General features: G+C 42.9%; 14 protein-coding genes. 6 read left to right on the forward strand and 8 right to left on the reverse strand.

From position 1 onward, the window contains the following. The first annotated feature begins 3 nt into the window (after positions 1 to 3). From glmS to CVS89_RS06475, 5 genes are all read left to right on the forward strand, one after another. Positions 4 to 1,815, forward strand: coding sequence for a glutamine--fructose-6-phosphate transaminase (isomerizing) (glmS, locus tag CVS89_RS06455; RefSeq protein ID WP_107847721.1), 1,812 nt, complete (start codon positions 4 to 6; stop codon positions 1,813 to 1,815). 128 nt (positions 1,816 to 1,943) lie between these two features. Further along, the gene (locus CVS89_RS06460) at positions 1,944 to 2,738 is read left to right on the forward strand and encodes a CsgG/HfaB family protein (RefSeq protein ID WP_107847720.1); all 795 of its coding nucleotides are present in this window, start codon (positions 1,944 to 1,946) and stop codon (positions 2,736 to 2,738) included. Between the two features lies 1 nt (position 2,739). Continuing rightward, on the forward strand, positions 2,740 to 3,165 hold the full coding sequence (locus CVS89_RS06465) for a gamma-glutamyl phosphate reductase (protein ID WP_103558357.1): 426 nt from the start codon (positions 2,740 to 2,742) through the stop codon (positions 3,163 to 3,165). A 31-nt stretch (positions 3,166 to 3,196) separates the two neighbouring features. After that, the gene (locus CVS89_RS06470; RefSeq protein WP_107847719.1) at positions 3,197 to 3,712 is read left to right on the forward strand and encodes a DUF4172 domain-containing protein; all 516 of its coding nucleotides are present in this window, start codon (positions 3,197 to 3,199) and stop codon (positions 3,710 to 3,712) included. An 8-nt stretch (positions 3,713 to 3,720) separates the two neighbouring features. Beyond that, on the forward strand, positions 3,721 to 3,963 hold the full coding sequence (locus tag CVS89_RS06475; RefSeq protein ID WP_233091246.1) for a hypothetical protein: 243 nt from the start codon (positions 3,721 to 3,723) through the stop codon (positions 3,961 to 3,963). Positions 3,964 to 3,993: 30 nt separating this feature from the next. Here CVS89_RS06475 and CVS89_RS06480 read toward each other — a convergent pair whose 3' ends face one another. After that, the gene (locus tag CVS89_RS06480; protein ID WP_107847717.1) at positions 3,994 to 4,488 is read right to left on the reverse strand and encodes a hypothetical protein; all 495 of its coding nucleotides are present in this window, start codon (positions 4,486 to 4,488) and stop codon (positions 3,994 to 3,996) included. A gap of 11 nt (positions 4,489 to 4,499) precedes the next feature. Continuing rightward, positions 4,500 to 5,699, reverse strand: a complete 1,200-nt coding sequence (locus CVS89_RS06485) for a tetrahydrodipicolinate N-succinyltransferase N-terminal domain-containing protein (protein ID WP_107847716.1) — start codon at positions 5,697 to 5,699, stop codon at positions 4,500 to 4,502. Positions 5,700 to 5,858: 159 nt separating this feature from the next. Between CVS89_RS06485 and CVS89_RS06490 the strand changes: the two genes are divergently transcribed. Further along, the gene (locus CVS89_RS06490) at positions 5,859 to 6,455 is read left to right on the forward strand and encodes a YagU family protein (RefSeq protein ID WP_107847715.1); all 597 of its coding nucleotides are present in this window, start codon (positions 5,859 to 5,861) and stop codon (positions 6,453 to 6,455) included. A gap of 173 nt (positions 6,456 to 6,628) precedes the next feature. Here CVS89_RS06490 and CVS89_RS06495 read toward each other — a convergent pair whose 3' ends face one another. The 6 genes from CVS89_RS06495 to thiC form a co-directional block, all read right to left on the reverse strand. Next, entirely contained in the window at positions 6,629 to 7,081 is a 453-nt protein-coding gene (locus tag CVS89_RS06495; RefSeq protein WP_107847714.1) for a hypothetical protein, read from the reverse strand. Positions 7,082 to 7,240: 159 nt separating this feature from the next. After that, entirely contained in the window at positions 7,241 to 7,930 is a 690-nt protein-coding gene (locus tag CVS89_RS06500) for a cytochrome-c oxidase (RefSeq protein ID WP_103645734.1), read from the reverse strand. 103 nt (positions 7,931 to 8,033) lie between these two features. Further along, the gene (locus tag CVS89_RS06505) at positions 8,034 to 9,371 is read right to left on the reverse strand and encodes a PFL family protein (protein ID WP_021085933.1); all 1,338 of its coding nucleotides are present in this window, start codon (positions 9,369 to 9,371) and stop codon (positions 8,034 to 8,036) included. 9 nt (positions 9,372 to 9,380) lie between these two features. Then, positions 9,381 to 9,647 (reverse strand): ACT domain-containing protein, encoded by a 267-nt coding sequence (locus CVS89_RS06510; RefSeq protein ID WP_002939508.1) that lies wholly within the window; start codon positions 9,645 to 9,647, stop codon positions 9,381 to 9,383. A 131-nt stretch (positions 9,648 to 9,778) separates the two neighbouring features. Then, a complete protein-coding gene (locus CVS89_RS06515; protein WP_009294471.1) occupies positions 9,779 to 10,879 on the reverse strand; it encodes an Mrp/NBP35 family ATP-binding protein in 1,101 nt (366 codons plus the stop codon). After that, positions 10,873 to 12,171 (reverse strand): phosphomethylpyrimidine synthase ThiC, encoded by a 1,299-nt coding sequence (gene thiC / locus CVS89_RS06520; protein ID WP_107847713.1) that lies wholly within the window; start codon positions 12,169 to 12,171, stop codon positions 10,873 to 10,875. Before thiC ends, CVS89_RS06515 begins: the two co-directional genes overlap by 7 nt. Positions 12,172 to 12,193 lie beyond the last annotated feature (22 nt).

Raw genomic sequence — 12,193 nt, forward strand, 5'->3', positions numbered from 1 at the left:
AACATGTGTGGAATCGTAGGATACATCGGAGATAAAGAGAAAAAAGAGGTCATTTTAAGCGGGCTAAAAGAGCTTGAGTATCGCGGATACGACAGCGCTGGCATGGCTGTGATGAGTGATGGCAAGATCGACTTTTTCAAAGCTGTTGGCAAGCTTGAAAATTTAGCCCTAAAGACAAAGGACTTTACATCAGAGGGCTTTGGCGTGGCGATAGGTCACACACGCTGGGCAACTCACGGCAAACCAACTGAGATCAATGCTCACCCGCACCTTGGAGAACACTCATTTGTCGTTCACAACGGCATCATCGAAAACTACAAAGAGCTTAAAGATGAGCTTGAGGCAAAAGGCGTGAAATTTGTCAGCCAAACCGACACCGAAGTGATCGTGCACCTTTTTGAAGAAATTTTAAAAGAGAAAAAAGACCCTTTTAAGGCTTATGAGGCGACTATCGCAAAGCTAAGAGGCGCTTATGCGACGCTGCTTATCACCAAAACTGCACCTGATAAGATATTTTTCGCAAAAGATGCCGCTCCTATGGCGATAGGCAAAAGCGACAAAAAAGAGCTATATTTTGCCTCATCAGATGCCCCACTTATTGGCAACGCAGCCGAAGTGGCCTACTTAGATGATAACAACTACGGCTACGTGAGCTTAGATGAAATAGCTGTTTTTAAACACGGCAAAAAGGCTAGCATAACATTTAACGCACTGCCAAAAGATAAGAGCTATGCCCAAAAAGAGGGTTATACATTTTTTATGGAGAAAGAAATTTACGAGCAAGGTGCAGTCGTATCTGAAACCATCATGGGCAGAGTTAAAAACCACAAAGTCACCCTTGAAAATTTAGACGACGAATACCTAAAAGGCATCGATGATGTTGTGCTTTGCGCGTGCGGTACGAGCTACCATGCAGCACTAACTGCAAGCTATCTTTTTGAAAGGCTTGCCAAAGTTAGAACAAAGGTCGAAGTGGCAAGCGAATTTAGATATAGAAAGCCTTATCTAAACAAAAACTCGCTCTTCATCGTCATCTCGCAAAGTGGCGAGACAGCTGACACTCTTGAAGCACTTAGGATAGCAAAAGAGGCTGGGCTAAGGACACTTGCGATTTGCAACGTCGATAACTCATCTATCGTTAGACTAGCTGATAATACGCTTCTAACTCGCGCTGGCATCGAAAAAGGTGTGGCAAGCACAAAGGCCTTTGCTACGCAGATCATCGTGCTTTGGATGCTTGTACTTCAAATGGCATCAGCAAAGGGATCTATCAGTAAAAAGGAGCTTGATCACGAGATCAAAACGCTTCTTCACATCCCGCAAATTTTAAATATAGATAACTCTTTGCAAGAGAAGCTTCACCGCCTAAGCAAGCACTATTTGCACGGTCATGGCTTCTTCTTTATCGGTAGAGATATCTTCTATCCGCTGGCACTTGAAGGTGCGTTAAAACTTAAAGAAATTTCATATCTTCACGCCGAGGGTTATCCATCAGGCGAGATGAAGCACGGCCCTATCGCACTTGCAGATGAGAAGCTATTTACGATCGCTTTAATGCCTCAAAACTTACTATATGAAAAGACAAAGAGTAACGTCGAAGAGCTCGCTGCAAGAGATGCATATATCCTAGCGATAAGCCCACTTGAGTTTGAACTAAGCGATGACTACGTAAAAACAAGCGTTCAAGATCACTATATGAGCGAATTTTTCGAGATGATGCTTGTGCTTCAGCTACTTGCACTTGAAATTTCCGTTAGACTTGGCAACAACGTCGATATGCCAAGAAACCTCGCAAAAAGCGTAACTGTCGAATAATTTATGTGGCTGGCATCTTGCTGGCCGCTTAAATTTTACTTTTATATTTTTCTTTTAAAATTTAAGTTTTCACAAAATATTATTTTCTTATAATATTTGCACTTCTAATTACATTAAAAAGGATCTTCATGAAAAAGAGATTTTTAGCATCTAAGGTCTTTAGCAGCATTGCCGCTCTTTGTTTATTTGCTGGATGCGCTAGCAGCAATAGCGGTGTAACTGGTGCCGCAGCAGGAGATACATCCAAAAATGCCAACACGAAAATCGAGCGTTGCAGCCAAACACTAGGAACATTATCTTTTTATGAGGATCAAAGTAGCTCATGGTACTCATATCTAACTAGAGATTATCAGCTTGGCTCAACCGTGCCGGTGCTAAGGATCTTAGCTCAGCAAACTGGCTGCTTCGTCATCGTAGAGCGTGGCAGAAGTATGGATAATATGATGCAAGAGCGCGCACTTGAAGCTAGTGGCGAGCTAAGAAAAGGCTCTAAATTTCACAAAGGTCAAGTCGTAGCGGCTGATTATACCATGCAGCCAGAGATCACATTTAGCAAAGAGGATACTGGCGGTATCAGCGGACTTGTAGGCGCTGTCTTTGGCAACGTTGCTGGCAAGGTAAGCGGAGGCTTTTCAAAGAGCGAAACACAAACATCTTTGCTTCTCATAGACAACCGCTCAGGCGTACAGATCGCTGGTGCAGTCGGCAGTGATAGCAACTTTGACTTCTTTGGCATGGGGTCAAATTCATTTTCACGTGTGAGCGCTGGACTTGGTGGCTACACAAAGACACCAGAGGGCAGGATGATTGTAAATGCCTTTATGGATGCGATGAACCAACTTATAGTCGCGCTAAAAGACTATAAAGTCCAAAATGTAAAAGGCGGTCTTGGCAAAGGCGGAAATATAAAAATAGGAGACTAAGATGAAATTTATAGCCATTTTGTTTTGTACATTTACGATGTTGCTAGCTGTAAACTATACTAAAAAGATAGAGATCGGGCTTTGCAAACTTATAAACGAAAGAGAAATGGCTAAATTTTATGGCGACACGAGAAACTACGACGCCCTTAGTAAAAAGATAGACGGATATAAATTTCGTTTTGGATTGAAAGATTTTGATGAGGATAGCTGCCGCATGAGTGGCTACTATCCTATTGATCCAAACTATGCGCCATATCCGCCTAACTACCGCCCATACTATCAAAATGAGTACGAAAGATTTGATAGATTTCAGCGTGGTTACCGTGGAGGCTACTATAACGATGACGACTACGACGATGGTTTTGAGCGTGGATATAGACGTGGCTACAATGACGCTAGAAGAGAGTATAGAAGACCTTATAGATAGGCACAAAAGCCGTAATCTTTAAAGAAATTTGATGCAAAACCTGTGGATATGGCAACATCCTAACTACCCAAATTTTTCTTTCGATAAAAGTGCAATAGATACCCTTGCAAATAAGCTAAAGCAAAATCACGAAATTTTAAAAGAGATAATAAGCAAGACCAGCAGAAACGATCTTCTAAAGGTGCAAATTAACGCCCTAGAAGATGAGATCTTTTACTCATCTCTTATAGAGGGCGAGAGGCTAAAAAGATCAAGCATTCGCTCATCGGCAAAAAAGAGACTAGATGAAAATTTTGACTGGCTAGCCGACACTCATGCGACTAGACACAGTGATAATCTAGTCTCGCTAATGCTTGAAGCAAATTTAAACAAAGCTTATATGAACTTCGAGCGGTTACATGGCTGGCACAATGCCTTGTTTGAATATAGCCATAGCAAAACTTACAAGATAAAACGAGCTAAATTTAGAGATGATGAGATGAGCGTCGTCTCAGGTCCTTCAAAAATGTGCAAATCCACTACGAAGCCTTGCCAGCAGAATGCATAGGGGATGAGATGAGAAATTTTTTAGGTTTTATCAATAAAAGCTCCGAAAACGCCTATGTAAAAAGTGCCTTGACGCACCTTTGGTTTGCGATCATCCATCCTTATGAGGGCGGCAAAGATTATTATGAAATTTTAAAGCAGACGACAAAGCTTGAAAATAATTTAAACTTTGACTTCACAGCGTGGATAAAGTGGCATTTAGAAGCGGTAAATAGCGCCATAAAACAAGCTATAAGATCATTAAAAAGATAAAATTTCTATCAAATTTAAGAGCCAAAGCCCTTAAATTTTATCTTTACTTAGGATTTTTGTGAGCTGCTCTTTGATCTCATCATCAAATTCGCTAACACTTATCACACCCCTGCTCTCGCACATCTTAGCGTCATTTACCTCGCAGTAGCCACTCAGCGCGTTTTTGTATCCGCCCCTTATGCAGGCCTCTCTATCTTCTAAAAATCCAGCCCCGCCAAGGATGAGCACGCCAAGGTCAAAGCCGATCTTAAATTTCGCACTCGCTGAGCTTTTTATCCAGCTTAAAAATATCTCGTCATATCTTAGACCAAGCGCTCCAACGCCATCTGGCACGACCAAGATATCCACGCCGTAAAGGCTCTCAGCGTAAATTTCAGGATGAAGCCTGACGCCAAATTCATCGACTATCTCAGGCTTTAGGGCGTAGGTTTTGATGTTAAAACCTTCAAATTTATGCAAAAAATCATAAATTTTGGCAAAGCTTAACAAATTTATCTTGTCAAACATCAAAATGCCAACTTTCATGCTAGCTCCTTTTAATGAAGTGCCTCATTTAGCTTGATCGCCCTTTTGCTCGCACTTGCAGTGATCTGACCTGTTTGGCTATTTTGTCTAAAATGAAGCCCGTTTAGCCCGCCAAGCTCAAGCGCCTTGTAAATTTCAGCTTCAAATTTAAACTCTGGATTTAGCTTAGCCAGCTTTTCGCGCTCGCTGGCTGAGATATAGACCTTTGTTCCTTCAAGTACCGCTATGCCAGCATCCACGATGCAGTTATCGCCAAGTGGCACGCCTGTGACTGAGTTTGCGCCAAGCAAGCAGTGTTTGCCGATGCTTACAGGGTTGCCGTTTGTGCCGCTTAGCACGCCAAGTATGCTAGCTCCGCCACCTACGTCGCTGCCCTCGCCCACGACGACAGAGCTGCTAACCCTGCCTTCAACCATCACGCCACCAGTCGTGCCTGCGTTAAAGTTGATATAAGCAGCCCCTGGCATGACGACTGTGCCAGGATGCACAGCAGCGCCCATGCGGACTTTAGCAGCGTCTAAAATTCTCGTGTTATCAGCTGGGATGATGTGACTTAAAAATCTTGGGAATTTATCCACGCTCACGATCGCTGGATACTCGCCAAACATCTTTAGAGAAATTTCATTTTCTCTTAGCCACTCAAGCTCGATCGGGATGTTTTGGCTAGTCCAAGCGACATTTGGTAGCACTCCAAAGGCTCCATCAAGCACGATCGTCCTAGGTGCGACCTTGCCAAGTGAGATCAAGTAGAGCTTGAGATAGACAGCTTCTACGCTAAGTGGCTTTGCGTCATCAAATAAAAATACAAGCTTAAATTTATTCTCGTTTAGCTCAAGATCGTCATCAAATGCCATCTTCACAGCGTGTAAATTCTCCACGTTTTTGTGTGATTTTATATCTTTTTCAAAGATACTAAAGAGCTTGCTAGCCTTTTTTGCTACCTTTGGCGTGAGATCAGTGACAAACTCGTGAGCGCCAAAATCAACCTCAACATCGCACTTTTGCAAGGCGTAGATAAAAGCAGCTGCGCTTAAAAAGCTCTCTTTATAATTTACAACGGCGTAACTTGCCTGCAAAATTTTGTCGCTATTTTTTTGTCCGCGATCGACTCTTGCGATGCCAAAAGCAACTGGATCTTTGTAGCCATCTTTTTTTCTAAATTCTTCAAAAAATTCCTTAAATTCGTTTGCGTCTTTAAACTCTTTAGACATCTATTCTCCTTTAAATTTTTTCTTAGTCTAGCCAAAAATGGCTAAAAATTTTATGATTTTAAAGCATTTGAGCTTTGATAAATTTATAAATTATAATAATGATTAACCTTATCATAAAGAAAATAGAAAAAAATGCCTCAAATTTTACAAGGAGACAAAATGTCAAATTTAGCTACCAAACCAAAATTTGCTCTAGCTGCGTTGATCGGCCTCGTCGCTGGCGTAGTTTCAGCTTTTGTCAAATGGGGTGCAGAAGTGCCACTTCCGCCAAGAAGCCCTATGGATATGTTTAACGCTGCTTGCGGACCAGAAAGTGCCATCAGAGCGGCTGATGCGATCGACTGCTCGAGAAATTTTCTAAATCCACCTTATGTGTTCTTAAGAGATTATGTCGGTATCGCCGATCCAAACGCCACTATCTACGAGTTTGCAGGGCATGCATTTAACTACGTGATGCTAACGCACATTATCTTCTCAGTCGTCTTTGCCGTTGGCTACTGCGTCGTGGCTGAAAAATTTCCAAAGATCACGATGTGGCAAGGCGTGATGGCTGGTATCTTAGCAACTATTGCAGTTCACGGCATCTCACTGCCGCTTCTTGGCCTCACTCCGCCACTTTGGACACTTCCTTGGTATGAGTATGTCTCTGAGTTTGTGGGTCACATGGTCTGGTTTTGGTCGATAGAGATCATCCGCCACGACCTAAGAGCTAGGATCACAAAAGAAAAAGATCCGAGCGACTGCTGCAACGCATAGCTTATAAATTTGCTGTTTTGGGCGCAAAACCTAAGACAGCAAAATTTAATAATTTAAAAAACCCTAGCGCCTCTTGATCGCAGCCAATACCTAAAAACAAAATTTTCATCATTTTTTGCAAAGCTTGAAAATCTTAACTAGCTTTTAATGCATAAATTTAAAAATTTAAGCGTTTAGTACTCACTGCTAAGCTCCAAATTTTCTAAACAAAGTGGCTTTTCACCCTCAAAGATCACCCCAATACCATAAGGCTCGCAAATATCAAGCTCGCCCCCTGCGAATCTCATCAGCCACTGCTTATCGTGCGCATAAAAAGTGCATTGTGGCGAGCTAAATGGTAGTTTGCAAACTGGCAAGTCAAGTAATTTAAGCTCGTCCTTGCTCAAAAAGCACCCTCGCCTAAGCTCATCTTTTAAAAAGACAAGCGCCTCTTTTACATACCGGTCGATATCACTGGCGATGCGCTCTGCTAGTAAAGTAGTCTCATCATCCATGTCTGCCCCATCTGTGCTAACAAGGCAAAATGGCACTTGACCAAAAATTTCGCTTTTTAGCTTCGCCTCCGCATACCAGATAAAGCCATCATCTGTTGCAACTTTTTCAAGTTCGCCAAATTTCAAAGTCATTTTTTATTCTCATTTTTGTAGTTTTGCTACTCTTTTGCAAAAAGAGCCAAATTTAAGCAAATTTGTAGTTACATAAAATAGAAATAGCTTGTAAATTTGCCCTTTTAGCATAAAGCAAAAAGCTAAATTTACAAGCAAATTTTCAGTTTTTCTCGCTATTTAAAAGCAAAATTTCTCATCAGTGCCATTTTGCTTGCGCATAGCTTTAAAGTTAGCAAGATTGTCTTTATCTAAAAAGTAATCTTTCTCTTTTTTATTGCGGGCTTCTAGCTTTTCTATGCCTTTTGCAAGGGCTGCTTTTCTATCTTCGTGAGGCGAGCTAAATTCTGGCGAAAACATCGCTTCATAGGCATTTTTCTTAGTCCATTCAAGCGCTTTATCAGCGATCTCTTGTTGCTTTTTGATATCGCAAAATGCATAAGGATTGACCACGTCGCCAACAAGCTTCATAAACGCCCCTATCGCAGCCACCACGTCAGCAAATTTCTCACCCTCCATGTCTATAACGCCTCTTAGCAAGATCGCGCGGTTTTTTGCCGCATAAAACCAAAATACCGCATCATCGCGAAGCCCAAGATCATAAGCGCGAGCTGAGAGAACAAAAAGAGTTATCGGAGAGACCATTTGTGGGGCGTCTTGCACGATCTTTTCAGCCTTTTTGAAGTCCTCTTCTTTGCCACTTTTTAAAAGCTCATCTATCTTGTCATAGACCTTGACATACTCCACCTTGCCAGCGTTTGCTGAGTAGTAAGGCGTGACGTAGATGTCGATACTTCTTACTTTGCCATCGTTTGCAAAGCCACATACTGCTCCAAAAAGTAGCGCCGTAAGCAGTGATAAAATTTTCATTTTAACTCCTTAGTTTAAAATTTTTATTATTTTAACTAAAAGCAGTTGAAAAGTCGGGGTAAATTTAAGAGAAAGTCCGCAAATTTAAAGCGGACTTTGAAGATTAATTTTTAAAACTATGAATTGGTGCTGGAATTTGTCCGCCACGAGCGATAAAGTCGGCACTTGAGGCTTTATTTATCTTCATCACAGGCGCTCTTCCTAAAAGGCCGCCAAACTCGATCATATCGCCCTCACGGCCCAAAGGTATGATACGAACGGCTGTTGTTTTTTGATTTATAACGCCGATAGCCGCCTCATCAGCGATCATCGCAGCTATACTCTCACTCGGCGTATCCGCAGGTATGGCGATCATATCAAGTCCAACTGAGCATATCGCAGTCATCGCTTCAAGCTTTTCTAAATTTAATGATCCCGCGCGCACCGCAGCTATCATGCCCTCGTCCTCTGAGACTGGGATAAACGCACCGCTTAAGCCACCCACTTGATTGCACGCCATTACGCCACCTTTTTTGACCGCGTCATTTAGCAGAGCTAGTGCCGCAGTCGTGCCGTGCGTGCCAACAGCTTCAAGCCCCATCTCCTCAAGCACGCGAGCCACCGAGTCGCCCACAGCAGGCGTTGGAGCAAGAGATAGATCGACGATGCCAAATTTAACCCCAAGGCGCTCGCTCGCCATTTGACCAACGAGCTGACCGATACGAGTGATCTTAAATGCCGTCTTTTTCACGGTCTCAGCCACCACGTCAAAGCTCTCGCCACGCACCTTTTCAAGCGCTCTTTTTACGACGCCTGGGCCTGAAACGCCGACATTTATCACCACATCAGCCTCGCCCACGCCGTGAAATGCACCAGCCATGAAAGGATTATCTTCGACTGCGTTTGCAAAGACAACAAGCTTCGCACAGCCCATCTCTGAAGCTGCTGCCGTCTCTTTTATGATACGTCCCATGTCACGCACTGCGCTCATATTTATGCCACTTTTTGTTGAGCCGACATTGACGCTTGAGCACACTTTTGCGGTTTGTGCGAGTGCTTGCGGGATAGAATTTATCAAAATTTCATCGCCCTTTTGGTAGCCCTTTTGCACTAGAGCCGAAAAACCACCTATAAAATCAATACCAACTTCAATAGCTGCCCTATCAAGCGTCTTTGCGATCATCACGTAGTCTTTTGCATCTGTTGCGGCGCCGATTATCGAGATAGGCGTCACGCTCACTCTTTTATTGACGATTGGTATGCCTAGCTCAGCGGAAATTTCGTTGCCCACTCTAACTAGGTCTTTGGCTTTAGTGGTGATTTTTGCGTAAATTTTGTCGCAGGCTTTATTGATGTCAGGGTCGATGCAATCAAGCAAACTAATGCCCATCGTGATCGTTCTGATGTCAAAATTTTGCTCCTCGATCATCGAGATCGTTTCGGTTACATTTTTGATATCCATCTTTTGTCCTTAAATTTTGTGCATAGCATCAAAAATGGCTGAGCTTTGGATATTTATCTTTACTTTTAGGCTCTCTCCAAGCTTATCTAGCTCCGCTCTTAAGGCTGTAAAGTCCTTATTTTCATCGCTTGAAACCACCGCCATCATCGTGAAAAAGTCGCTCAAAATAGTCTGACTTATATCATCTATGTTTAGACCTAGCTCGCTAAGCTTTGCTGAGACGCCAGCAACGATGCCAACTCTATCTTTTCCGACTACGGTTACGATCGCTTTCATCTTTTCTCCTGTTAAATTTTCTTTTTAATGATTGCATTTTGGCTCCAAAATTTAAGCTAAGCACCAAACAAAGCCAAATTTTGGTAGCCAAATTTAATTAAAATTTGCTCTAAATTTTATCTTTTGTAAATTTACTTCGAGCAAGCACTCTTGCCGTCATTTACTGGCTGGATCGCTGAGTTATCAGCCCCGCCGCCGTTATTTATGTTTTCTATTATCTCCCAAAGCCTTGCAGCTGCGCTCTCATAGCGTTTTGCAGTGACTGAGTTTGGCTCGTAAAAGCTAACTGGCTTGCCATTATCGCCACCCACTCTAACAGCTGGCTCGATAGGAATTTCAGCTAAAATTTGAGTGTTGTAAGCCTTTGCTACCTCTTCAGTCGTGCCTTTGCCAAAGATGTCATACTCTTTGCCGTTATCTGGGCAGATAAAACCGCTCATATTTTCGATGACGCCAGCGATTGGGATGTGAAGCTTCTCAAACATATCAAGCGCACGCTTGCTATCGTCAAGCGCTACAACTTGAGGCGTTGTGACGCAGACACCTGCCGTTACTGGCACGCTTTGAGCTAGAGTTAGCTGCGCATCGCCCGTTCCTGGAGGCATATCGAGAAACAATACATCAAGCTCGCTCCAAAGCACGTCTCTTAGCAGCTGCTCGATCGCTTTCATGATCATCGAGCCACGCCAGATAAGGCTCATGCCCTCCTCCATCAAAACACCCATACTCATCATCTCCACACCATGGCTAAGTATCGGTTTTAGCTTGTTGCCAACGACTTGTGGCTGAGTATTTACTTCGCCAAGCATCCTTGGGATATTTGGTCCGTAGATGTCAGCGTCTAAGATGCCCACTTTTTTGCCTAGTTTTGCCATTGAGATGGCTAAATTTAGCGTTGTGGTTGATTTACCAACGCCGCCTTTTCCAGAGCTTACCATTACGAAATTTTTAACTTGTGGCGCGATATTTTTGCCACTTTGAGTATTACTTTTCTCCTCAGGTATCTTTGGCTGGATCAAATTTAGCACGTACTCATTTGAGCCCATGACACGTTTGATGTCTGTTTTTAGCTCGTTTGCCACCTCTGGGCTTGAGCTAACGATCTCGACTTCGATTAAAATTTTCTCGCCGATCTCCACATTTTTTACAAAGCCAAAGCTAACTATATCCTTTTCAAACCCCGGATATATGACGCCTTTTAGTCTATTTAAGACCTCTTCTTTATTTAACATTTTTCTCCTTTTTCTAGATCTTTTGAAATTTTATATGCACAAAATTTTGGTCCGCACATCGAACAAAAATGAGCGCTCTTAAACGCATCTTCTGGCAAGCTCTCATCGTGAAGCTCTCTAGCCTTTTTTGGATCAAAGCTAAGCTCAAACTGCTTGTTCCAGTCAAACGCATATCTAGCGTCACTCATCACATGGTCTTTTTCGATAGCTCCTGCCTTACCAAGCGCGACGTCTGCGGCATGAGCTGCTATCTTGTGAGCTACGATGCCCTCTCTTACGTCATTTTCATTTGGTAGTCCTAGGTGCTCTTTTTGCGTCACGTAGCAAAGCATGCTAGCGCCGTGAAATGCTGCCATCGTACCACCTATCGCTGAAGTGATATGATCATACCCCGCGCCGATATCGCTAACTAGCGGTCCAAGTACGTAAAATGGGGCGTCATGGCAGAGCTCTTGTTCGATTTTCATATTATACTCAATTTGACTTAATGGCACATGACCAGGGCCTTCTATCATCACTTGCACATCTTTTTGCCACGCCCTAAGCGTAAGCTCTCCAAGCACCTTTAGCTCGCTAAGCTGTGCCTCATCTGTCGCGTCGTAAAGGCAACCTGGGCGAAGTCCGTCGCCAAGCGAGAGCGAGACGTCATATTTTGCGCAAATTTCTAAAATTTGATCAAAAATCTCATAAAATGGATTTTGCCTATTTAGCTTTGACATATAGCTAGCGCTCAGGCTGCCGCCACGGCTAACTATGCCCATTTTACGCTTTTTAACAAGTGGCAAAAACTCACGCAAAAAGCCAGCGTGTATCGTAAAGTAACTAACCCCTTGCCTTGCTTGTTTCTCTAGCACGCTTAAAATTAGCTCATTTGTGATATTTGTAACCTCTTTTGCCTCTTTTAAAATTTCATACATCGGCACTGTGCCAACTGGCACGCTTGAGTGCTCAATGATCGCACTTCTAATAGCGTCTAAATCGCCGTCCGTGCTTAGATCCATAACCGTATCAGCGCCAAATTCTAGGCAAATTTCAAGCTTTCTAAGCTCAGCGCAAATGTCGCTACTTAGGCTTGAGTTGCCGATATTTGCATTGACCTTTGTCTTTAGCTTTCTTCCTATACCCATTGGCTTTAAATTTATGTGATTTACATTTGCTGGGATGATGATGCTGCCTTTTGCCACCTCATCCATCACTAAATTTTCGCCTATCCCCTCGACCTTTGCCACATAGCTCATCTGCTTTGTGAGCTCACCACGCCTAGCATAGTACATCTGCGTCTTATCTCTCATGAGTAGCCTTTTTAAATTTATA

This window comes from Campylobacter concisus (genome assembly GCF_003048615.2).
GTDB classification, from domain to species: domain Bacteria; phylum Campylobacterota; class Campylobacteria; order Campylobacterales; family Campylobacteraceae; genus Campylobacter_A; species Campylobacter_A concisus_C.